Annotated in this window: 18 protein-coding genes; 7 read left to right on the top strand and 11 right to left on the bottom strand. The window is 33.7% G+C overall.

Annotated elements, in window-relative coordinates; all coding sequences use genetic code 11:
• Positions 1-93 precede the first annotated feature (93 nt).
• Both A8L32_RS22025 and A8L32_RS22020 read right to left on the bottom strand, forming a co-directional pair.
• Positions 94-744, bottom strand: coding sequence for a nucleotidyl transferase AbiEii/AbiGii toxin family protein (locus A8L32_RS22025; protein ID WP_066633339.1), 651 nt, complete (start codon positions 742-744; stop codon positions 94-96).
• A gap of 2 nt (positions 745-746) precedes the next feature.
• Positions 747-1,256, bottom strand: coding sequence for a HigA family addiction module antitoxin (locus A8L32_RS22020; protein ID WP_066633338.1), 510 nt, complete (start codon positions 1,254-1,256; stop codon positions 747-749).
• Between the two features lie 924 nt (positions 1,257-2,180).
• Here A8L32_RS22020 and A8L32_RS22015 point away from each other — a divergent pair.
• From A8L32_RS22015 to A8L32_RS21990, 7 genes are all read left to right on the top strand, one after another.
• Positions 2,181-3,908, top strand: a complete 1,728-nt coding sequence (locus A8L32_RS22015) for a RyR domain-containing protein (RefSeq protein ID WP_066633335.1) — start codon at positions 2,181-2,183, stop codon at positions 3,906-3,908.
• Between the two features lie 72 nt (positions 3,909-3,980).
• On the top strand, positions 3,981-4,298 hold the full coding sequence (locus tag A8L32_RS22010; protein ID WP_066633332.1) for an SEL1-like repeat protein: 318 nt from the start codon (positions 3,981-3,983) through the stop codon (positions 4,296-4,298).
• Between the two features lie 127 nt (positions 4,299-4,425).
• On the top strand, positions 4,426-8,718 hold the full coding sequence (locus tag A8L32_RS22005) for a tetratricopeptide repeat protein (protein WP_158027280.1): 4,293 nt from the start codon (positions 4,426-4,428) through the stop codon (positions 8,716-8,718).
• A gap of 42 nt (positions 8,719-8,760) precedes the next feature.
• Positions 8,761-8,937 (top strand): hypothetical protein, encoded by a 177-nt coding sequence (locus A8L32_RS23575; protein WP_158027279.1) that lies wholly within the window; start codon positions 8,761-8,763, stop codon positions 8,935-8,937.
• 692 nt (positions 8,938-9,629) lie between these two features.
• Positions 9,630-10,004: a SiaC family regulatory phosphoprotein gene (locus A8L32_RS22000; protein WP_066633328.1), complete on the top strand. Its 375-nt coding sequence runs from the start codon at positions 9,630-9,632 to the stop codon at positions 10,002-10,004.
• 158 nt (positions 10,005-10,162) lie between these two features.
• A complete protein-coding gene (locus A8L32_RS21995; RefSeq protein WP_066633327.1) occupies positions 10,163-12,430 on the top strand; it encodes an AAA family ATPase in 2,268 nt (755 codons plus the stop codon).
• 418 nt (positions 12,431-12,848) lie between these two features.
• On the top strand, positions 12,849-13,442 hold the full coding sequence (locus tag A8L32_RS21990; RefSeq protein WP_066633325.1) for a pseudouridine synthase: 594 nt from the start codon (positions 12,849-12,851) through the stop codon (positions 13,440-13,442).
• Between the two features lie 189 nt (positions 13,443-13,631).
• On the opposite strand, the gene A8L32_RS21985 is transcribed toward A8L32_RS21990, so the two are convergent.
• The 9 genes from A8L32_RS21985 to A8L32_RS21940 form a co-directional block, all read right to left on the bottom strand.
• Positions 13,632-14,096, bottom strand: a complete 465-nt coding sequence (locus A8L32_RS21985; RefSeq protein WP_143525201.1) for a hypothetical protein — start codon at positions 14,094-14,096, stop codon at positions 13,632-13,634.
• A gap of 284 nt (positions 14,097-14,380) precedes the next feature.
• A complete protein-coding gene (locus A8L32_RS21980) occupies positions 14,381-14,788 on the bottom strand; it encodes a hypothetical protein (RefSeq protein WP_066633319.1) in 408 nt (135 codons plus the stop codon).
• Between the two features lie 43 nt (positions 14,789-14,831).
• Positions 14,832-15,428: a hypothetical protein gene (locus A8L32_RS21975; protein WP_066633317.1), complete on the bottom strand. Its 597-nt coding sequence runs from the start codon at positions 15,426-15,428 to the stop codon at positions 14,832-14,834.
• 43 nt (positions 15,429-15,471) lie between these two features.
• Positions 15,472-15,594 carry a hypothetical protein gene (locus tag A8L32_RS23800; protein WP_262495132.1) on the bottom strand — a complete coding sequence of 41 codons (123 nt, stop codon included), beginning with the start codon at positions 15,592-15,594 and terminating at the stop codon, positions 15,472-15,474.
• A 1,827-nt stretch (positions 15,595-17,421) separates the two neighbouring features.
• Positions 17,422-18,444 (bottom strand): PQQ-binding-like beta-propeller repeat protein, encoded by a 1,023-nt coding sequence (locus tag A8L32_RS21960; protein ID WP_066633312.1) that lies wholly within the window; start codon positions 18,442-18,444, stop codon positions 17,422-17,424.
• Between the two features lie 3 nt (positions 18,445-18,447).
• Positions 18,448-18,795, bottom strand: a complete 348-nt coding sequence (locus A8L32_RS21955) for a hypothetical protein (protein WP_066633309.1) — start codon at positions 18,793-18,795, stop codon at positions 18,448-18,450.
• Between the two features lie 291 nt (positions 18,796-19,086).
• Positions 19,087-19,335, bottom strand: coding sequence for a hypothetical protein (locus A8L32_RS21950; RefSeq protein ID WP_066633306.1), 249 nt, complete (start codon positions 19,333-19,335; stop codon positions 19,087-19,089).
• A gap of 162 nt (positions 19,336-19,497) precedes the next feature.
• On the bottom strand, positions 19,498-20,151 hold the full coding sequence (locus tag A8L32_RS21945) for a hypothetical protein (protein ID WP_066633303.1): 654 nt from the start codon (positions 20,149-20,151) through the stop codon (positions 19,498-19,500).
• Between the two features lie 11 nt (positions 20,152-20,162).
• Positions 20,163-24,185, bottom strand: coding sequence for a fibronectin type III domain-containing protein (locus A8L32_RS21940; protein ID WP_066633300.1), 4,023 nt, complete (start codon positions 24,183-24,185; stop codon positions 20,163-20,165).
• Positions 24,186-24,221: the final 36 nt, after the last annotated feature.

The raw sequence follows: 24,221 nt of genomic DNA, 5'->3' as shown, positions 1-24,221 counted from the left end.
AACTAGCTACTAATTATATCTAAATACATATAACGCTTTCAGAATTTGTTCTGTAAGCAGTTTTACAAACACATTATCAGTACATTAATTAATTTAATCCAGATTTTCAGCTATAGATTCTTCTATGTCCAACTTGATTAATTCCCAATGTTTTTCTCTTAAACAAATTGGGTCTAAGTCGGTATCTGCAGTACTAAAATCTGTCAGTTTATTAATAATGTCTTCCCTAGTGTTATTATAAGGATACCTTTTTTCATAAAAGCTCAACATCTCATTCCAGGAAAAAGACTCCATCAATTCGTGTAAATCCCAAAAGTCTTTTTTTCTTCCATTATTGCCAATAACTTCTAGTTTCATAGCAACTATCTCTTCTAATTGAGATAATCTAATACCATCATAGTTTACAATTGGATATTGAAACGGGTCAGTATAAAACAAATCAACTTTTATGGTTTCTTCTTTATGAGCGCCTACCAGGTATGATTTCCCCATGCTATCATTACCTCCAAAGCAATAATCTACGTATTTAAAGTTTGTTTCAAATAAATTGTCAATCTTATCAAAATCAATTGATTTATACTCTGCATCTGTAAATAAGTCAATATCCACGGAAATTCTATGCCCTAGAAGCAAACTCAAAGACGTCCCTCCTACCAACCTAAAAGCATCCAGTTCTTTAAACTTCATTAATTTTTTAAGCGTATCCCAAAGTAAATCTGAAACTGTTTCTTTATAGATGGTCATAACTAATGTAAATATTTTGCCACATTCTTGCTAAAAGAATCCAAATAACTACTTCCTATACTGCTTATTTCATGCCTTACGTCTGCAGTTCCATAGAAGTTTAATATTTCACTAATTTCTAATTCATTTCCTCTTTCAAAAACTCGTTTTATAATAGCTCTCTTATTTTTCAACCAATCTATTTTATCAAAATCGGTATCCCAAAAAATAGCCTTTCTAATTGATTTTAGGTTAGGGAATAATTTTTTGCTCGTTTCCTGGTAAGCCTTTTTAACATCATAACTGGCTTGTAAAAGCATAAAATAATCTTCTTCCACACCTAGTTGCTTTCCCAACCTAATGGATAATTTAGGATTTACACTTCTTTTTTCCTTCAGTATTGCACTAATTGTTTGAGCATGCTCATCTAACATAAGAGCCAAATCCTTATTTTTCAGACCTCGCTTTTTAATCTCTCGTTTCAGAATAGCTCCTGGGTGAATACCTTTTATTTTATTTATATCGGGTAGCATAATTAGTATTTTAATTCTTCAAAATTACAAAACCATTCAATTATAAACAAATTCGTTTATTTTTTCCTATAAATTGTGTTTTTTACTACTTTACATTTCTAAGGAGAGGCATGCTTATAACGAAAGCCATATCTAAGTAATAAAGTGAACAAAGAATAAGAAAATATTATACATTTATTGGGGAGTGCACGCTTTAGGAAGAGTTTCATAAACTATTTTAAGAAAATACAATCTTTACCTCTTTTTTGAGTAAAAAGAAAACGTACAGATTCGTTAATCGTCAATCGGATTGGAATATAAGTAAACTCCTTTATGCAATATTTTTAGATTCCTGAGTCCATAAAGATACTTTTCCAGTTCAGAAGTAAACGGTCCTTTAATTTTAGTAAAATATTGGGCATAATTGAAACTCATTTGTCCATCCAGTTCACCTTATCGTTTCAGTCATAAAAACACCTTTTCATTATTGTCAGATTTCCCTTCCTTTTCATAATTCTATGATGACACTTTATAGAAGCCGTACCTTCTCTTGCACACTCAGCACCTCGTCAAAGTAAGCACTATAATCATCTAATCGTATTTCGACAAAGGCCTTCCCTCTATTACCTATAAGAAATGTTGGGATATCATAATCGAGGTTTCCCATAGCTGGATAATTTTAAGTGGGAACTAATTTTTATAGTAAATCCAACTGAATATAATACAACATACATAGAACTGAAGGATTATACGAAAAGAACAATAATCAATTTCATCCACATGATGCAAAAGTTTTCCCAACTTCCCTAAATATTTTAGCATTAATAATTACATTTGATTTTCACAATCTTTACAATTTACATATTTTCTTAAGAGTCTGTAAATATAAGTTATTGATTGACGTATGTGCATTTATGATGATTATATTAACCTTAGCTGTAAATAATGAATAGGAGAAGTTATGAATGGTGGATTATCGGTGTAATTGGTATCGGATCCTATTTACTTGGAATATATGGATTTCATATATTATTTGAGAAGACTAGTATTGAGCGTTCGCCAATTGATTTGGCTTTTCAGTCATTGAAACTTTACGGAATGGAATTTCCTGATGAGTTTAAATCTCCATTGCCCCCAAGTCTTGAGTTAGCACGTTGGGTTTCGCCTTTTGTTGTATTATTTGCGGCATTTAAAACGGTACTTCTAATACTCCATAGTGAGATGAGTGTATTCCGATTAAAATTCCGCAAAAACCACGTCATTATCTCTGCATACCGTATACATTCTAACAACCTGATAAAGGAGCTAGTTCAGCATAAAAAACATGTTGTGGTTATTGCTGACCGAACTGAATTTAAAACCAAATATTCGTATAGTCTTAAAGGAATCACTTGTATAGATGGTGATTTGACATCGTCTGCATTTTTAAAAACTGTATCTGCACATAAATCAGAATCAATTGTATTTATTGATCAAGAGGATGATAAAAATCTGGAAGAAACTTACGCCGTATATGATTACCTTAAGACTAAGGGAAAAGATAAGGAACAACTCCTGTTAACCCATGTGGCTAATGATTTAAAAATGAGCGAGCTTGAGGAACTTAATTTCTTTAAGCCTTATTCTGCTCAAAATATGAAGAAAGCGAATTGTCATATTCGTACATTTTCATCGAATGAAAGAGCTGCACGTATATTATTCAATGAATTTTCACCTGATATTTTTCAAGATATAAAATCTCCTACTGATCCTCAAATGCACATTGCTTTAATTGGCTCAGGGCAGCTAGTTCAGAGTGTATTATTACGTTTTGCAAGATTAGGCCATTACGCCAATCTAAAAAGACTTAAAATAACACTTTTTCACGAAGATGAAAAAATGATTCCTCGTTTGGAGCGCAATATCAAGCCAATTCGCAAATTTGTTGATTTGAATTTACGTTATGACGATTTAGATATGTTTGATTCAGAATTGTTTGAAAAAACACATAAAGAAAACCCTTATACAGCAGTGTATCTTTTATGTGAAGATGATGCATTGAGTTCCAACATACTGAATAAGTTATCTAAAATAAATATAGATAACACTTTAAATGTGATTCTATCATTAGTTGACCCCAATGGAATTCTTAACAAATGGTATAAGGTTGAGCAGCTGAATCAGATAAAAATTCACAAGTTTAATTTAATTGAAAAAGTGTTTACTCAGGAATCTCTTTTTAACAATAAATTAGATGAATTGGCAAAGTTTATTCATGGTGATTATTACAATAAACTGCCCGAAGAGATCAGGAGTAATCCTAACAGGAGAGCTACTCAATATCCTTGGGATGAACTATCCAACGAAAATAGAAATGCCAATCGTGAGCAAGCCGATCATATAGCCATTAAAGCACGGGCTATTGGCGATACGAGCAAAACCCTAGATGGAATTAATAAGCTATCTGATGAAGAAATTGAAATTCTGTCGGAGATGGAACATATACGCTGGTGGGCCAATAAAGCCTTATCTGGTCATGTCTATGGCACAGTAAAAGATGATAGTAAGAAAATTCATTGTGATATGGTACCTTATGCAGAACTCGATGAGCCAACCAAACAATATGATAGAAATGCGATTAAGAATATTCCAGAGTTGTTAAGAAAGAAAAGACAACAAGTAGAAGAATATTAGAAAAAAGAATATGGAATGACTCTTTACAATTTAAAGAGTCGTTGTTTTTATTGCCTTCAAATTGATTTAATTATGACTGCCATCATACCTGACTATATTAATGTAACTAAAACTGATTTCGATAGGAAGCGAAAATCACTTGTTCAAACAACAGCTTGGCTAGCTGAAAATGCGCCAGCAAACCATCAGAACTGGAAAAAAGCTTTAGAACACCAATTACCTGAGGCCATGCATCTTATAGGTTTGTGTTATAATTGTGGCATTTGTGAAGAGAGTAATCTCGAAAAATCGATACAACTATACCAACTTTCAGCTGAAAAAGAATTGCCTGCCCCAATGAATAAGTTGGGTAAGCTACATTTGTATAGTGAAGATGTTGAAAAGAAATAGTGAAAAGGTTCTATTTTTTACCATTAAACATCAATTAAGTTAAATGGATTAATCATTAAAATTTAACATGGTAATAAACTTTAAACGTTTTTTTACGAGAAAAACTAAGGCTGAGAAAAGTTATCACATGCCTGACCTTAATGAAAAATTTAAGTCGAAATCAATTCGTGTCTTTTTGTCTTCCACATTTGCTGATATGCAGGAAGAGCGGGAGTATCTTATTAATGTTGTTTTCCCACACTTGAAAAGAATTGCAGGTAAAAGAGGACTTGACCTTACGGAAGTTGATTTGCGATGGGGAATAACCGAAGAGGAAGCTAAAAATGGAAAAGTAGTTCGACTGTGTTTAAGTGAAATTGATTTATGTAAAGAGAAAAGCGATGAATTACCATTTTTTATTGGAATAATAGGGCATAGATATGGCTGGCAACCGACCTATGCAGATATTGAGAAAGATACCGCTATTATAAAAGATTATCCAATTGTAAAGAAGTACATAGATAATAAACTCTCGGTAACAGAAATGGAAATGGATTATGCCATTTTAGGAAAAATAGATAGAGAGAAACAACTTGCTAATCAAGCGTATTTTTTTTCAAGAAGTGAGGAGTGTTTAGAGGAATTGCAATCGAAGAATACTACAATTAATTATTATGATGAAGATAAAAAGAATGGGGAGACTTCCCTTCTCGTTCTTAAAAATAGAATCAAAAGAGAATTATCAAATAATCAGCTGTCTGAATATGCCAACAAAGAAGAATTAGGACAGTTAGTTACAAATAACTTTGAGGCATTCTTGGAAGAGCAAATTGAATTTGCCAACAATGAAGAATTGGAACAGTATGTTTCAAATAGCTTTGATGATTTTTTTGAGAAGCAATTTTCTTTAGACTTGGATGATGGATTAAAAAACGACAAGCTAAATAATTCGAAGGGAGGATACCGTAATCTATCTGCGAATAAACTGGATAAAGAGAATTGGCAGCATGCCTGTTTCGCCCATAATCGATTACGTTATTTTGTTGAAAGAGATGGTTTGTTGCAGAAAATTGAAGCAAATCTTAAAAGTAATGGTAAGGTGTTTATAACGGGAGGAGTTGGCTCGGGCAAAACCTCTCAAATGGCCAGTTATGTAGCTTATAAACAACGGCGCAGTAGCAACTGTGAAGTGTTCTACCACTTTTGCGGAGGCTCGATGCATTCCGATAACCTTGACTCATTGCTCGTAAGATTGATTGCAGAGTTACAAAGATATATGGATAAACCAGTTGAAGTTCCTAATGAAGAAAAAGAACTGCTGGCTGCTTTTATAAAGGAAGTTTCATCATTACCATATGGGAAAAAATATGTTTTCGTTATTGATGCCATAGATCAATTGGATAATCTCAATAATTTTAACTGGCTACCTGATGTGATTCCAGATCATATAAGCATTCTTCTTAGTGTTAAGTCACCAATAAAAGATAAAAATCATTCTGCTGTTTCTCTGCTTAGCGAAAGAAAATATATTGAGATTAAAGTAGAGCCACTTAATCTGCCTGAAATTGAGCAAATAATAAATGCGTTACTTGGAGCTTATAGTAAGCAATTACCTGAGGATTTAATGCGCGAAATTGTTCAAGACGAAGAATCAAAGAATCCACTAATTTTAAGAACCCTTATTGAGGAAGTTCGCTTACTCGGAAATCATAACACACTTAAAAAGGATATCACGAATTATATTACTTCCAGCAGCAAGGAAGCCTTTTTTGAAAAAGTATTGAAGCGCATAGAGCGTGACTTTGACGGAGCCAAAAAGGTTCTAATGCATTTGGGGGTTTCACGGTCTGGATTGACAGAGAATGAAATACTACTAATTGTTAAGAACGATTCCGAAACAAATTTCACAAATCTTGAATGGTCTGGATTGTATGAAACTCTTCGTCCACACTTAAAAGAACAGGATGGTGTTTTGACATGGTTTCATGGTCTGCTACAAAAGGCTGTGGCTGACCGTTACCATACAGATGAATCTAAAATACATGCTTATCAAAAGCAACAGGTTGCATATTTTAAGAAAGATCCATTAAGCTCTCGATCGCTGCATAATTTACCATGGCTTTATAATGAATTAAAAGATTGGAATGAACTTGGAAATTTACTTGGTGATCCGAATGTGTTTTGGGGATTATATGATGGTTATGGATTAAATACGGAGTTAAATATATATATTGATAATATTGATGAAAACTTTGATTTACTAGAATTATTAAAGCAAAATATTGCAAAGACAAAAGACAAGCATCAACAAGCTGGTCAGTTGTTTACTATTGCCCATTACTATCACTGCTTAAAAAAATATAATAGTGTTATTTCAATTTACGAAGAATTGAATGTAATATTTCACGACTTGTCTAAGATAGATTCATCATACTTAAAACATTATGGTACAGTGCTAAATAATGTCGCTATTTTATATTATCAGATTGGAGATAATGATAAATCACTATTGTATTACGATAAGGCTTTTGAAATTAATAAAGAATCTCATTCACCTAATTCCGAAAAGCAGCAGTATGATAAAGCATCACTCTTAAATAATATCGCTGCAGTTAAAAAGCAATGCCATGAATATAAAGAAGCAAAGAGCTGTTATCTAAATGTAATTGATATTTATTTGGCTTTAAGGTCCAACCACAATAAAAATGTAGATACTGAATTAGCTACCATATATAATAATTTAGGGAGTGTTTACCATGATTTAAATGACCCGAAGGCAGCCAAGGAAGTTTATGAAAAATCTCTTAAAATCCGTAGGAAGCAGGCTGATGACTATGGCGAACAGTACTTAGAGGGTTTAGCGACGTCTCTACATAATATTGGCAATGACTCTGCTAGACGTGAGGAATTTGAAGAGGCTATTAACGCTTTTAAGGAGGCCATGCCTCTGTTTGAGAAATTAAATAAGAAGACTTCAGAGAGATTTAAAGATAAATATTCCATTCTTCTTACAAATTATGCAACTTCATGTTATTATCTCAAACAAAATGAGCTGTCAGAGTCCTTACATAAGAAAGCAATCACGATTAAAAAACAAATTTATAAAGAAGGAGGAAAGCGAATATTAACGGATTTAGAAACATCGTATTATAATTTGGGACTTTTATATACAGAAAACCTTAAAAATAATAAAAACGCCTTTGCGGCCTTTAAGGCTTCTCTGAAAACAAGCGAAGAATTAGTCAATCAGAACCGAAGCCTGTTTTTGCCACTGTTCCGTAAAAGTTATTCTTCTTTGTTAACCTTAGGAGTAGATACAGAATTGACCAATAAAGAAGACGCAAAAAATATTTTTCATTACCTTATTAATTACCAGGAACAGTTACCATCGAATATTAAACCTTATACATTGTCGCTCTTAATGGAGTCTCATTACCGTTTAGGAGAACTGTTTAAGAGGCTAGGTGATGTTGAGAAGTCAATAGTGCATTTTGTTATTGCCATTAAAATTGGAGAGGGATTGCCAAAAAAAGAAGCACGTGAGTCAGCAGGATATTTGCAGGATTTGTTTTATAAATTAGCTGATATTTATGATGATGTTTCCCATGATGAATCGGAAATAATAGAATTGCTTGAGAAATCAATATCTATTGGAGAAGATGTAATTACCAATGATAAAGATAAGAGGCATGCTTCTAAAGTTCTGCTATTTTCAATTATGCTATTAGGACAAAAACATCGCTTGCAAGGGCGTTATGCAGATGCTAAAAACATCTACTTAAAAGGAATGCAATACGGCAATAGAATTCCTGATAATTTAGATAACACATATGCAATAGCTAGGATTTGGCATGGACTTGCCCTTGCAAATTATAGGTTAAAGAAATATGATGAGTCAGAAACAGCCTACAAAAAAGCACTCATGCACCAGAATGCTCTTATTTCTGAGCTAAAGTCTAAGCAATCCATGGTCTCAGAATATAATTCAGATAAGGAATTAGGTGACATATTATATAATTTGGGAGTTTTATATTATTCGATGGAAGACCTTGAAAATAGTATGAAAAGGTTTGAGGAGAGTATTTTTATACGAAGAAAAGTAGCTGAAGATCGAGTTGAAAAACATATAATCGAACTTGTAAATTCTAAATTGAATTTATGTTTGGTTTATGGTAGTCTTAAAATATTTGAAAAACGCGCACAACTATATAATGAAATTATAAAAGAACTAATTCCTCTTAATCAGGTAAAGCCGAAAAAACATAAAATAACATTAGCGGATGCATACAATAACTTACTTGTTACATATCATAACTTAAAGAAGTATGATGAAGCTAAAAAAGCTGGTTCTGCTGCATTGGATTTATTTATTGAACTGAATGAAAACGGATACGACTATAATAATAAGGTAGTTCAATTAAGGAAATATTTGAGAGATTAAAGTTGGGTTAAATTAAAGATGAATGCATCATAATTTTTAATATTGGGAAAAGTAGCCGAAAGTTTATTTACTTTTGGTCAGTTCTATCTCAAAAGAAAAAAAAAAAAGGCAAGAGTGCAGTTTGAAATGTCGGCAGAGTTATTTAGGCAACTATATGAAGCGACAAATGATGAGAAGTATCAAAGTATGCAGCAAAAGGCATTAGAGCATGCTTCCTAAGAACAAAATGAAGCATTTTTATTGTAGAGTTGCTAAATATGAATATTGAACTATTAAACTATTTTTGAACTAATTAATGACAAGTTACTCTATGCAGAATTTTACATACACCAATAATGACGGCCAGATAATAACTGATACGACTGAGGGCATAATAAAACTGGAAGGGTCTTTCTCTTTAGAAGATGCGAGCAAATTAAGGGTGGGAAAATAGTTATTCCATTCAGACTTGAAAATGTAACACATGATGATGAAAGGAATTTATATATATCTTCAGCACATTGGTTTGATGAAAAAAACACTAATATAGAAATAGCAATAAATGAATTATTGGTTTCTATTCAATGTTTTTTAAATAAAAGTACAAAGGATAAATTATTAAATGCTGAAACGTTTAACAAACATGTCGATTCAGTACAACATGAACCTAAGAGAAAAATAAAGCCGTTCTTACTCTTTTTCTTTTATTTGTAGCGATAGTATTTGTATTAATAATATTCCCACTGCATTAGATGCTCACTATTTCAAAACAACTAATAGAGCAACTGGCAGAACAAGTACCATTCATTAGATAGAAAACGGATGAACTGAAGGTTGGACATATGGATTGACACTAAAGGATACACATAAGTAAGCACCGTTTACAATGCACTACAACAAACTAACAAGTTGCTGATATTTAATAATTTGACATGTTAAAAAAACTACATTTAAAATCTTTAACACATAAAGGTGAAATAATTGCTGATGCCAACAATGGTAAAATTGAAGTAAAAGGTACTTTTACCTATGATCAAAAAGACCTTTTTGCTGAGCTAGATGCTTGGATGGATAGATATTTTGAGGATCCACAGGAACTAACTCAGGTATTTTTTAGTGTAGATTATGTTCCAAAATCGACTTCAAAGCAAATTTTGAACTTGATTTCAAAAATAAACAACAGCTATTCAGGACGGGATAAAATTGAAATATTTTGGCATTACACATCTGATGATGAAGATTTTCAGAAAGCTGGTGAGGATTTTCAATTTTTCGCAAAAGTACCTTTCCAATTAGTTAAATATTAATAGATCTAAATAATTTGTTTCATAAAACAAATGGTAAATACTCACAAAATCATGATATTTAAACATTTGGGCATTACCCTTCCTTTGATGGCGATTTAGGAGAAGCAGGAGAAGGTTAAATTGAAACACATCCAGAACAAACGATAATTTAGGTATAAATGAACAACTGGGACTTAATAGAGAAAGCAAATCAAAAACTCACTGAAAATAATAATTCGGAAGCATTTAAGCTATATGCCTCTTTTCTTGATGAGCAGAATGAAGGGTGGAAAAAAGTATTTCTTGGAGAAATTCACGATCAGCTTTCTACGCTTGATCTAAACATTGTTTTTACAGGCTTTAATGCTGATTTATTATTACTTACTGAAACCAAAGATAAGGATGATGCAGATAGAGGGTATATTATTTATCTGGTCAATTTTTTGGTAGTAACCGAAGAAGGAGAAGCCGAGAGTGAGCGTTTTGAAAAGATTCTACAAAATAAAGCCGAAGTAGAGCTGATACTGGAGGAGGTTTTACCAAATGACAGAGACATTGAAGTGAAAAATATGATCATTGCCGGAGATGGAGAAAATCCATTTGTTGAGCATAACAAGCAATGTATCATGAATGATCATATTCGCTTTGCTATGCTGGAAGATTTTCAGCTCATTGATTTGTTGCCAGCCGATGAGTTAGATATGGTTTCTAGCGATTTTTTTGACTTTGCCCATAGCTTAACTGTTTATTTACAGCCAGATGATTTTCGAAAAAAATTAGAGAAAGAAAATTCGAATGATGCACAAATTGAAGATATTTCCCCAACTGATTTTTTAAAATTCATTGATCATCTAAAACCAATATTTTCTACAGAACCCAAGCTGAGCAATATTTTCGGCTTGTCGCTCAATATGGTGTATATAAATCAAAATAATGTTGCTCCCTTCGACATAGCATCATATTTTTTAAAGTCAGTTTATGAAGATGTATTGAATGATAAACGTGTAGAAGTTATTCGATATCGCTTTAATGAAATTGAATCAGCAAGCGACTTCTCAAGTTTTTTAGAGGAACAGAGATGGAAAATTGTGGTGATCGAAAATTTGGAATATCAGCTTAATGCTGAACGCTTAATGCAATTGGATGTGTCAAAAACGGATTTGGTGCAAATATTATGTGATTTTTTGGAGCGAAATACAAAAAACATATTTATTCTCTCATTAAATAAAACAGAATGGGAAAAACAAGAAACGCTTAACCCTTTACTAAGAGTCTGTTTTCAGCATATATTCCACTTCAAGCAGTACAATGAGAATCATTTGTTAAACTATTTCAAAAATAATCTGAAAAAAAAACATTATTCAATCAGTCAGGATGCAAAGGACTTGGCAAAAGATTATTTTCATTTTTTAAATAGGCAGTTAGCTCCCCGTCAATTTCAGCCCATCTTATCAACTATGTTGTCCCGCGAAGTTAGGTATTACAATGCAGTTAGCGCTAATGAACAACAATTCCTGGATGAAAAGTGGATCACCAAAATTGATGTGATGGATGCTATTAAGGATGAGTATTCACTAGAAAAAGGTCGTCCGTTAAATGAAATCATGCTGAATTTAGATCAATTAGTCGGTCTGGAATCGGTTAAACAAAGTATAAAAGAATATGCAGCCTTTGTTAAAATGACCAAACTTAGAAAATCAGATGATGAAGTGTCGTTAAATGCAATTTTTTCCGGTAATCCGGGAACAGGAAAAACTACTGTAGCATCCATCTTAGGAGAAATTTATAAGAGCATTGGAGTGTTGAGTAAGGGCCATGTAGTAACTGTAAAGCGGCATGATATTGTGGATCAGTTCATAGGCTACACTGCCCGCAATATGAAAAACTTTATTGATCAGGCTCGCGGTGGTATTTTGTTTATTGACGAGGCCTATGCTTTATATAAAAAAGATAACGAAAGGGATTTTGGTCAAGAGGCTATTGATACATTAGTGGCAGAAATGGAGAATATTAAAGATTCTACCTGCGTCATTTTGGCTGGTTATCCTGATTTAATGGCTAATTTTTTAAATTCAAATCCGGGTTTGTCAAGTCGTTTCCCACATTATTTAAGGTTTACAGATTATGATGATACAGCATTAAGTCAAATTTTTTATAAGATGGTTGAGTCTGCAGACTATCAATTGGACAATTCGGCTATAACTATACTCAATACTTTCTTTGCAAGAATAACTAAGGAAAAAACAAAGCATTTTGGAAACGCACGGGAATGTAGAAACCTGTTCGAAAAATTAAAGTTGATACATGCGAGCAGAATAATTTACAGTGAAGAAATTTCAACACAAAATCTACAATTAATTAGAAAGGAAGATGTAGAAAAACTAATAAGGTCATACTTCAAGAGTACCAACAATTATGAAAAACCCAGAAGAGTTGGATTTATGTAATTGTAGGTTTATTAAACATTAAAAAATGAAGAGAGATATGGAGGTTCGACTGAGAAGTGCTAATTAAAGTTGTATAGAATTGTCTGTGAAGAATAATTCAAAAACAAAAGATTACTTTGCTTTGGTGTTATCGATAACATAACCAACTAAATTAATACTGATTTTAAGGGGGTTAAAAATTCTTAAATCATCTTAGTATTTTTACACTTATTTTACTACTCAAACCTACTAAACAACTATATATAAACACTTAGAAAATATTGTATCGGAAAATAGTCGTGCGACTACAGGAAATAATTGATTTTAAAAGTACCAAAATGACCATGCGTTACTGCGAATCATTTCTTTACAAGGTTAGATAGCTGCTATAACAGGGCATTATTTATTCGTGTCATACTCGGATTGATAGATTTTAAAAATGGAACGACATCATCATTATATCATTCACAAACCAGAAGGTTTTCTGTCGCAGTTTGTGAACAACGAAAAAAAGCAAAAAAACAAACGTTTATTGGGCGAGCTTTATAATTTTCCTAAAAACACTATGGCTATTGGTCGCTTAGATAAGAACTCGGAAGGACTGTTATTGCTTACCACTGACGGAAAAGTGAGCGAACAAGTACGTAGCAAAAAGATTGAAAAAGAGTATTATGTGCAGCTGGATGGTTTAATTACTGATGAAGCCATTAAAAGATTAAAGCAAGGCGTAGAAATAGGCTTTGATGGTAAAAGATATACAACTTTACCTTGCAAGGTATCACGCTTAAATGATATTCCTGTACTAACACCTCCTAAAAAAATACGAAGTGACAGACATGGTCCTACAAGTTGGGTTTCTATATGTATTACCGAGGGGAAATTTAGGCAGGTGCGCAAAATGACAGCTGCTGTAGGCTTTCCTACGCTACGATTAATTCGGGTACGAATTGGTCATATACATCTTAATAATCTAGCCTCAGGTGGTGTTATTAAAACAGATGATTTACTGCGGCTCTGTGAGGGTAGCAAATAATTAGCCCTGCGAGGGCAGCGAATAATTGATTTCTTGATGGTTAGTCCTGCAAAGGCGGCGACTAATTGATTAGTATCGTGTAGTTTCAACAATCATACTAACAAAAGGAAGCATTTTAAGGTACTTCCCTTTGTTGTATATGATGTTATAGCTTCATTAGCTAATATAACAGGTATAAAAAACAACTTCCTAAGATGATAATTTTGTAAAAAATCCGCTTGCAGAAGGAACGTTAAAAAACCTAATAGCAAATGTTAAAATAGCTCCTGCTGAAATTAATATGGATTGTATGCTGGTTAAAAATTCCTGATTTATTACGATTAAAAAAACAATTACTGAAGCAGCTAAAAGTTTTATTGGTAAATTATACCTACTCCAACCTAAACTATTAGAAGATCTTAAATCATGATTAATGGCCTGTACCTCTAGCTTATTCTTACGTACAAAACAGGTAAAACTTAAATTAAACAAAGTTAAAAACTGTCCCTTTTTCACTAATCCTTTTCTAATTAGCACCTCAATCTCCTGACTCTTACGTTGGTTAACTATATGATCTTCGGCAATATCGTATAAAATTGACTTCTCGGAATCAGTGGATGAATCCCATATATTTTGATAAAACAAGTAGTTTAAAAGAGATACTTTTTGAACCAATTGTTTTTTATCTAGAAAATACTTAGCTGGAATTTTATTGTGCTCGACTAGCTATAAATGGTGATCATTTGGCTCTAGTAGCTGGCTAATTTAATTTGACTTTCTATCGAATATACAACCGCTTAAATCATAGGCCCCAATACCCCTTTGGAGAACATACCGTATTTTAAGCTGCAATCCTCGTATTTGCATTAGGTCATTTTTTATAAAGTAATATTTTGAAATAACTAACTGACTTTATAATTATTGGACATTTTAAATATTCTAAAGTTTTTGATTCTCTATTAAATTGATATTTGTTTGGTATTATATTGCTCAACCCAATAATATAAAATAGCATTGGATAAAAAGAACAATAACATATCAGCAAATCCCCAATGCCCCATTATCCAGGATGATGCGCCAAACGAATGTGCAAATAAAACAAATAATGTAAATACTTTGGAAAGTTTAGTTGGCAGAAGATATGCAAGAACTACAATAAGAACCAACCATAAGCCAGAAAGAATAAAAATACCCGATATATGGCCATGCATAAAGAAAGCTCCAATAGGATTAGCTTCATTGGCTGTTTGTAAATTACCTTGCCAATACGAAGCAGGTTGATAGAATATAGTTACAAAGATATCAACCAAAGCTACCCCAAAACCGGGTATGATGGATATTAGTTTTACCTTATTTAAAGGATTCATTTTAGTTTATATTCTATTTGGCAAATAAAGGATAATAATATATCTATTGATTATACTTAGCATTTCTATTATAGTGCTTAACTAGCTCTTTTAAGTTATCATCCCAAAGAGAATCTTTTCTATCAAAGTTATTTACCTTTTCTTGGATTGTTTGATCATCGGCCATTAATTCTTTCAAAAGATTATTAACTTTCTTTCTATTCACCCTATTAATTTTATAGTCTTTTATAAGGTACATAACTTCTTCGCTACCCCCGCCAGTAATTGTAAATCCTCCTCCTGCCGTTGGCATCATTCCCCCTGCAGTAGACAACAAATCAATATATAAGGAAATTTTGCCTTTACAAAGGCGTTTCATTAAATGAGGCTTCTCTTTGATGTATATTCTATCAAATTTATTAAACATACCCGTACTTATATACAAAACCTTATAAGAAGGTAGCTTTATCGCTTTTTTATCAGTATATTCTAACTTGTATTTTATAATACTGCCATAATAATCCTGGTAGGAAATATAACATTCAATCGTATCCGATATTGTTATTATTTCTCCTTTTACATAAATAGCATTGTCAAATAATTGTGAATAAGTGGATATCTTAAAAAATAGGATAATGGTTAGTAGGATTAGTTTTTCCATAAATAGAGTTTAAATAAATTGGCTCAAATGTTTCTTGAAGTTATTACTTAATAAACTTCTCTCTGCGTTGCAAATTTATTAATCCCCATAAAATAGCCACTACCGAAACCGAAATAATAATTAACCTATTTTGAAATAACATGGTTTGATATAGCGACTCACTCATACTGCCGGATGTAGAAAATGGATTTAGAAAGATATTCCACTTGGACGCCCCAGCTCGCGAGGATTTAGCGCAGCGTAATCCGTGAAAGCAAATAAGTATTTATTACTGACACTTCAAAGTTACGCTTAAAAATATTTCTGAGGATTTGTAATCCGGGCTTAATAAGTAATCCATTCCTGAGTTGCCTGAATCACGTTTAATAAATAGGGCAAATAGGCATAGTTACCTGCTGAGATTATGGCACGGATTACGCCAAAGCTACATCCATAACACCAAAAGAGCCACAACTTTTAAAATTGTAGCTCTTTATATTATCTGCAGCTCGCTTATTGCACCGAATACAATTCAGCGCTAACAACCTTCTTTTATTTTTTTACATATCCGAGGGAGTTGGCATGTAAATGACTTGGCATTAAACACCATCCATATATCTTTAAGCCTTTGTACTGTTGGCAACGCTTTAACGAATCAACTATACACTGTTTATGGTTTTTGCGAGTAAATACATCTATCCAACCAACAGTAGTCAGAGTAATGAAATAGGCTGATGTGTTATCGTGTATTTTATATTTATCTGACATTAAATACTAGTTTTATAAACCGGGTTGCAAACCCTTACAATAATAAACTATTGTAAACACTTGTATAATGATAACCCCTGTAAGTTATAAACCTATCGCTTATTACACGGATTATGCCAAAGCTAAATTAGCGCGAGTTGGACGCACTTAAAAATGCAGCCTTGTTTTATTTCATCAAACCACGAGATACAATCTCGCGGCAGCGTGGGTATAATAAACTAGTAGCTATAATCAATAAAACACCAAACTATACCAACTTTAAGATTCCCCCTCACCATAGCAAAACGCCCTATTTACATAGGTATGCAAGCACAATTACAAGCCTTGTTAAGTATTTTGAGCCATACTTAAATGCATTACAACACTGCAGCAACCATTCTGATCATCGGGAGGCAGCTCGCAACACTGCGAGGCTCAAAAGTTGCTTTGCTTTTGCACCAAACAAGACTGCGACATACAAAACGAACGTACGGTTTAGGCCAAACAGCATTGCGAGAAGTAAAAGCCACATAGCTTTTGTACTTTACAACACTGCGGCATGCAAAATGAACATGAGTTTTGAGGCTGCAGCACCTGTTTACTGCAAAAGCCACGTTGACCAAGCATCACGCAAGCTTGTTAAGCCTTTGTTTTACCATACCAAAACACCTGCAACTATAGTGATACCCCTCAGGCATTTCAAATATCTACACCACAACTCGCGCGGATTTAGTAAAGCACAATCCGTATCGAAGAAACTATTGCTGTAAATTATTTGGCATGATTACCATTTTGCCATAGTTTGAATGTTTGCTTACGTTTTAAATGCGCACAGTACTTTTGCATTAAGGGTAATATCCACTCTCGTCTACTTTCTGCCTCTTCTTGTATCTGCTTTACTATTTGCTTGCTGGTATGCTTTTAAAATCACGCTATATGGCTTATTACACGGATTACGCCAAAGCTAAATCCGCGCGAGATGGACGTTATTAAAAATGAAGCCTTGTTTTATTTCATCAAACCACGAGATACAATCTCGCGGCAGCGGAGAATCGCAGAGGGTAAACACGTTATGGGAACACTCAATATTATCCGAAACAAAATACTGGCAAGGATATTTGCTGTTGCTAAAAGAGGCACACCTTATGTGGATACATATGGATATGCCTCTTGAAAAAAATTAATTATTTATTTGTTTTAGTCTTAGAATACGGGGGCTTACAAAAAAACGCATGAAGGATTTACTGGATGGGAAAATTAAAATGGGTTAGGTTTCTTTCTCGAAGATGTGGAGGGTATTTTCTAAATCCAAAATATGTAATTGATTATTATGCCAAACAATTGAGTTGTTACTAAAAGGTAGTTTCTGGTTGATCGTAAAAAATTCAAGGACTTTGAGACTTGTTCTATCTAGCATGCATATTTTACCACTTAACACATCTGCAACAACTATTATATCTTGATAAACCCAAATAGGACCTGAAGTATGAAAACCCTCTAATGCACATTCTTCTGAAAACCTTTTACTTCTAATCAGATTACCATTAAGTGCATTGATCTCAAAAATTTCTTTTCCGTCCTGTTTGTAGATTTTATCTCCAACTATGCCATAGGCTCCTAAACGATCATGTTCCCAAATCCAGGCTTTTTTACCATCTATAGCATTTAAAGCTAAAAGTTGGCCTCCTTTCAATGGAACATATAGCAATCCTTTATAGCTAAATAATTCCCCATCTATCTCATTAGGCGTATCTGATAAGACTTCACCGGTATCTCTGTGTTTTTTGATAATACGACCATAATTGCTAATGTCAATTCTAAATTTTACTACGTGGTCTTCTTTATATGAAAAAACTTCTTTATTGGATTTATTAAAATAGTATTGTCCAACTTGGACAGAGTAAACATTAGAAATTGCTACTTTTTCAAGTTTAAGGTTAGATCCGACTAAATACATCCCACTTGGCATGAAATCATTTTTTTTGTAATAAATAACCGGAAGATTAGATTCAATTAGAACACCTGAAGAAATATTAAAGACTTTGTCATCATCAGACACAATCTCAGTTATATTATTTTCTTCCAAAGAAAATAATTTCGATCTACTATTAACTAGTTTATAAACTAGCTTCCCATCAAAAATTCTAAAAGAATCAATCTCTTCTTTTATCACCGAGATTAATACATAATCTACGATTTTATATAAACCATTATTGTATTTCTTAGCATAAATACCATCAGGAGTATTCCATATAGACCCTACTCCTTCATACTTATTTATTAAATTCATGACTTAGTTTAAGTTATTCTTAAAAATTTCAACAAACCAATCGTCATTGGAATTTAGGAACGATTCAAGTTGTATGTCATCGAAAATCTCCAAGGTTGGGTTATTAAGTTTGGTTTTGGCAAATTCGGTAAAGCGATTTCTTATCTGTGCATCCTTTAACAATGCCCCACCTTCAAAGTTTTTCCAAGCTTGAATTACTTTTAGTTTGTCTGTGGTATTATCTAGTCCATTTCTTACAACATCATTTAGGAATACTTTGTAATTCTCAATGCCGCCAATGTTTTTCAATGAGTTAAAGCTTTGCTTAGCAAAGTTAGAACTCGATCCTGCCACATTGGTGAAGAATTCCATCCCAGCTTTAGTTTCTATTTCGACTACTCTATTGCCAATCTTTACATAAACATCAGAATAAGATTCGTAAGATTTGCCATTGATAGAGTTAACTAGTCTACCCCCGGCTGCCGCACGAGTCCTCTCGTGTGGTTTTACTTTATTATCACTACATCTTATAGCATCCCCAGCCCCCCCCGCTCGCGCGGATTTAGCGCAGCGTAATCCGTGAAACTTTTCTTTTAATTAGCTACGGCCTAAATATACTTGCTTTTGAAATAATAGGGCAAGGATTTGCAATCCGATTACTTATTAAATAGTTACCCAACCTTGAGTCTCTTTTATTATATCAATTAAGTAAGGTAGCTGTGCATAGTTACGGGCTGAAGAATATATATAGTCTTCGGGTTCTGCTACAGTCATATCTAATACTGGGTTATTATGGATGTAATCTAATTTCTGATAGAAGAAACTATTGCTGTAAATTATTTCGGCATGATTACCATTTTGCCATAGTTTGAATGCTTGCTTACGTTTTAAATGCGCACAGTACTTTTGCATTAAGGGTAATATCCACTCTCGTCTACTTTCTGCCTCTTCTTGTATCTGCTTTACTATTTGCTTGCTGGTATGCTTTTTAAAATTCCGTAATATATCGCTTATTACACGGATTACGCAAAAGCTAAATCCGCGTGAGTTGGACGGTTATAATGAGCGAAGGTGTTACTTCACTACTTCCTCAAGTCTTTCAACAATAAACATTCCTTCTGCATTGAGCTTTACATGTTGGATATAATATTCATTGTATCCTTCGTCCCATTTTATAATAATAGAACCGTCTTGCATAATCTTTGAAGTAACGTTAGGGAGAGGTTTTTCTTCCATCCAATCCTTCGTTGAAGCATCATCAATTAATTCAAAAACTTTGATAGTTGAAAGGTGCTCCTTATTTTTATTAAAGCTTAATAGCTTATAAAAGTATGACTTCTGGTATTCATTAGGTATATCTTCTATTTTTACCAAAATACAATCATAACAATTACTCAATTTAACTTGTCCTATAAAACCTACTTTAACACTATCTGTTGAATGATAGTGTTCATATTTACCATTAATTAATTTTTCATGCATTCTAACTACCTCTTTTGTTGAATATATTCCAGTAGCTTTATGAAACTTACCTTTACTATCTATATAACCTTTACCTATGTTTACGGTTTGATTATATTCTTTTAAAGTATAATTATTTGTAGACGCTAAATCTGAAAATACATTAATTTCCAGAGGCAATTCAATATTTTTAATGTCATGAATTTGACAAAAAGCACTAATTTGAATGCATATAAAAGATAATAGCAATAATTTAAATTTATTCATAGTTCTCAATATTAATTACAAAAAGTTACTACATATTTTATCCAATAAGTCTCAGATTGAGGACTGTCATTATGTTCTCCTGTTATATCAGTCCATAACCATAGATTTTCAGAACCTGCATTTTCATTACTATTTTTTGTATTGGTATTATAGTTACCTCCACTAACCTCCCTTTCAGCTCCATCTTCAAGCTCCCCGTATGGATCATCAACAATCAACCCTTCATCTGTTATATCTAATAAACGAACAATGTGCCCCCCTGTTGGGTGAAATGCAGATAATAATACTCCACAACCACTTTCAAGTTTGCCTTTAATAGTTGTTCTTAAAGTATTTGTATTGTTCCAAATATCCATTCTTTCTGATTCTGTAACTCCAAACTGTTCTGCAATCTCTTGCCAATGTACGTAATTTGTTCTTTCAAAAGGTATTAAAATTGATTCCCCAATACAGTATAAGTAATCAGCTATTGTTTCTTCAGAATTACAATCTTCATCGCAATTCATACAGGGTCTATTTAAGCCTAAAACAGTTAATGCTCCTGCTAAAGATGTTACATTACATGTAACATTAGGAGAAGTCTCATTATCTCTTTGACTATAATATGGCACTTTCTTTTGTAATTGAATGTAATAATCTTTTTTCACTATGATATCTTCAATCCCTTCAATAAGTTCTCTTACTTGACTTATCTCGCTTGCTGTAAGATTATCTTTTTCGAATATATTATCAATTACAGCATTATTTCCTCCTCCAATTTCATCAAAGAATTCATTCCAATAATCTAATTCTGACATTTCGCCAAATAACCCTAAATAAGTTGTCCATACTTTTAAACCATCCAGACTACAGTTAAGTATTTGAATTATAACCTCAGGCTGTTTACTACTATTTAAAAACGCAATATATGAATGAGGTGCTCTATATGAAACTCTTATATATTCATGTTCCAATAGTTCACAGATTTTATCAATATGAAATTTAGTTATATCTATGGGACTTCTAGTGCAATATATTGCAGTATTGTAAGGAATTTCTTCAATAGTATGTTCAGCTATATATACTCCATTTGTATTTAAATTGATAGGCATGTTATTTTGTTCAATTTTACCAAATATTGTATTAGATAAAAAAGTCTGATTAGTGGAATTGTAAGAACCACCTCTTATTGACCAATCTGGATAACTAATCAAGGTAATATTATCGTTGGAACTTTTTACTGAACTCAAATATGAATTAAAGTTATTTGCTACATGGTTAAAGATGTCTGAATTAATATATTCACTTATGTCATTAAAAAAACTATTGGTTAAATTATTAATATTAAAACAAATGTCATCACTTATACTTGCACCCTCTTCTTCATCCTGAAACAGCGCCAATACAATCTTCTCCGGATCATGAATCAAGTCCCATTGGTACTTCCAAAGCTCGGTGCTATTGGAGTAGTCCATTAAATTTTGGGTGGTACCTTGGGTAAACTGGTCATCTGCTTTTGGAGAGAAGGTGTGGCGCAAGTTAAAAGCTCCATGAGCTAACTCGTGGCCTAATACGTTGGTGTTGTTTCCAAAATTAAAGATAAAACCATACTCCCCTGTTAATGGCATAAAACCAGCCAGTTTGGTTTGTGGTTCTTTTACAAAAAACAGATAATAGGTATTTTTAGTGGTACCACGAGCTTTTTTATATGCCCTTATCACCTTGTTCATGTCGCGGGTGTACTTACTGGTACCTGTACCTTCGGTTGTAAAGCTTTCGCTTTTTAATCCATCATAATCAAAGTTTTTATCAATTCTAACCGTCCAGCTTACAATAGCAGGAGCATATAGTTTATCTAAGGCTGTCTTCACACCTGCAACACCTGTTGGGCATTGGGCATTATTTAATGGCACTAATACCACCTCTTTATGTATTGGCGCGTAACTTACCAAACCAATGGCACCTACTTCGGTGAGTATTTCGTTGGTGGTAGAATCGTTTATACTTTCCTTTTTAACAGAGGCAGCCGTTAATATCTCCTCTTCACCTTCGCTCATACCTGTAAGTAAAAGCTGATCGCCTGCTTTGTTTTTGCTATAGGGAGCCAACATACCACTGCTGCGTATATAACGTACGGTATCGTTAGCCTTGCCTTTAATTTCAACCTCTAGGTATTCAGCACGTCCGCTAGCTAATGATTTCCAGGCAATTTTATCGCCGCTCTTGTTTATATTAAAATAAGAATCAGGCTTTCTATTACTGTCTTTAGGCACTGCGTCAAAACCAAACAATTGATTTGCGGCAGGCTTAAATATGGCACTTATACCGTATTCGCCTGTTTGGCTAGGCGTAGCCACACTGCTACTCTTTGCACCGTTAGTAGAAGGATTGGGTGCAGTATACACTTGTCCGCTGCCTGTGTCAACCACATACACCGGGCTTCCAGTTTTAGAACCTACTCCAACCGTTTGTCCTTCTTCAACAGTTACTTTTTCTGTTTTACCATCTTTGGTGGTTACCGTAACTGTATTTCCGTTTACCGTTACATTGGTTATTTCGGTTTCCACAATTATCTGATCATCGGTAGCATCTCCCAATACATCTTCAACAGAAATATCATCTTCATTATCTCCACCTTTACCTAGCTTATCCAGGGCAAGTACTAAACCATTGGCCTCATCATATACAAACTGCACCGAACCTTCGGTCATACGACGATCGGCATTGATAAATATATTCTCAAATTCTACCGCAAATTTCACAAAGCTTAAGTACGGAACCAATGCAAAGCCGGAACCAGAAAAACGACCATTTTCGCCAGTTACTTCACTGGCCTGTATACTAAAGTCTGCGGCTTTAAAAAAGTCAAACTTACGCAGTGCTGGCAATGGCTCAGTATTGCTAATATCAAAATTATCGGGTATTTTACCACAGGTATAGTCAACATCCAGGTTGGTTTTGCAACGCACAATACTGCTTTCGTCGCTTTCTTCCTCGCCACAAAGAGCGCTTACTTTAATTTCGTAACCTGTATTTTCTTGTAATCCGCTTAAGGTATAATTAGGAACATCTGTTTCTATGCTTTGCCAATCATCCTCATCAGTCGTTTTGTAAAAAATACGATATAACTGAATATTAATATCCGAACTAAACTTAAGTTGTACATCGGAGGTGGTTACCTTGGTTATTTGTATTTCAGGTGTTTCGCAAGCTTTACCGTATCTAAAACTATATACTTCAGAAAAACCATCATTCTGGAACTTAGCCTTTCCTTCCAAATCTACCGACTGTATTTGCCAAGCATAACTCATTCCTTCCTCCAAAGGAGGCATACCCATATCATAAATCAGGCTTGATTGCTTGGTATCTAAAGTAAAGATAGGGGGAGAAACTCGCACTACTTCGTAAGGGTTTCTACCTTCCGGACGAATTTCGTAAAGATTAAATCGATACACCGGATCGGCAGTAGGATCATTAGGCATGCTGCCCATCCACGAAAAACGAAGATTAGGATTACTCAATATATCTATCTCATCCTTGTCTTGTGGAAATGTAAGGCGTGGCGCTCGGGTTAAATACATAACGGCTACACCTGGCATAACCTGCGATATATTTATCTTATGAAAATAATCCCACAGCTCTACACTCACCTGATAAACGCCTTCGGGTAAACGACCGCTTCGCTCATATTCGCGCAAGCTATAGCCTTCAAATATTAAATTTTTAGGATTAAACAGTGGCTCTAAATCCAAACCGGTTATTACCTCGTGCATTCCTCCATCTAAATAAAATGGATCTTGATACATATTGGGTTTGGTATGCAGTTTTATACCATTCCCTTTTATAACCAATCTAAAATAAACAGGATACCGCTCCAGCGAAACATCATCAACATTAATGTTTAACTGCATTCGTCCAGGCTCACTGGCAAAACCACTTAAAGTATACGGCATAGGGGGTGTAAGTACCGTATAGGTACGCACAGGGTACACCGCCTGCGACCATGCTCCTAGCGTTATTACAAGTAATGTAAATAGTATGATTAGTTTCTTCATGCTTCTATTTGGTCATTAGTTATTGGTCAATGGTTA

It is taken from the genome of Labilibacter marinus, assembly GCF_001659685.2.
Lineage (GTDB): Bacteria > Bacteroidota > Bacteroidia > Bacteroidales > Marinilabiliaceae > Saccharicrinis > Saccharicrinis marinus.
This window is presented reverse-complemented; position numbering and strand designations above follow the sequence as displayed.

What these genes read in the sequence shown, in the direction of transcription:
- A8L32_RS22025 (WP_066633339.1), bottom strand. Translation starts at nt 744, where the DNA reads ATGACCATCTATAAAGAAACAGTTTCAGATTTACTTTGGGATACGCTT.
- A8L32_RS22020 (WP_066633338.1), bottom strand. Translation starts at nt 1,256, where the DNA reads ATGCTACCCGATATAAATAAAATAAAAGGTATTCACCCAGGAGCTATT.
- A8L32_RS22015 (WP_066633335.1), top strand. Translation starts at nt 2,181, where the DNA reads ATGAATAGGAGAAGTTATGAATGGTGGATTATCGGTGTAATTGGTATC.
- A8L32_RS22010 (WP_066633332.1), top strand. Translation starts at nt 3,981, where the DNA reads ATGACTGCCATCATACCTGACTATATTAATGTAACTAAAACTGATTTC.
- A8L32_RS22005 (WP_158027280.1), top strand. Translation starts at nt 4,426, where the DNA reads ATGCCTGACCTTAATGAAAAATTTAAGTCGAAATCAATTCGTGTCTTT.
- A8L32_RS22000 (WP_066633328.1), top strand. Translation starts at nt 9,630, where the DNA reads ATGTTAAAAAAACTACATTTAAAATCTTTAACACATAAAGGTGAAATA.
- A8L32_RS21995 (WP_066633327.1), top strand. Translation starts at nt 10,163, where the DNA reads ATGAACAACTGGGACTTAATAGAGAAAGCAAATCAAAAACTCACTGAA.
- A8L32_RS21990 (WP_066633325.1), top strand. Translation starts at nt 12,849, where the DNA reads ATGGAACGACATCATCATTATATCATTCACAAACCAGAAGGTTTTCTG.
- A8L32_RS21980 (WP_066633319.1), bottom strand. Translation starts at nt 14,788, where the DNA reads ATGAATCCTTTAAATAAGGTAAAACTAATATCCATCATACCCGGTTTT.
- A8L32_RS21975 (WP_066633317.1), bottom strand. Translation starts at nt 15,428, where the DNA reads ATGGAAAAACTAATCCTACTAACCATTATCCTATTTTTTAAGATATCC.
- A8L32_RS23800 (WP_262495132.1), bottom strand. Translation starts at nt 15,594, where the DNA reads ATGAGTGAGTCGCTATATCAAACCATGTTATTTCAAAATAGGTTAATT.
- A8L32_RS21960 (WP_066633312.1), bottom strand. Translation starts at nt 18,444, where the DNA reads ATGAATTTAATAAATAAGTATGAAGGAGTAGGGTCTATATGGAATACT.
- A8L32_RS21955 (WP_066633309.1), bottom strand. Translation starts at nt 18,795, where the DNA reads ATGGAATTCTTCACCAATGTGGCAGGATCGAGTTCTAACTTTGCTAAG.
- A8L32_RS21950 (WP_066633306.1), bottom strand. Translation starts at nt 19,335, where the DNA reads ATGCAAAAGTACTGTGCGCATTTAAAACGTAAGCAAGCATTCAAACTA.
- A8L32_RS21945 (WP_066633303.1), bottom strand. Translation starts at nt 20,151, where the DNA reads ATGAATAAATTTAAATTATTGCTATTATCTTTTATATGCATTCAAATT.
- A8L32_RS21940 (WP_066633300.1), bottom strand. Translation starts at nt 24,185, where the DNA reads ATGAAGAAACTAATCATACTATTTACATTACTTGTAATAACGCTAGGA.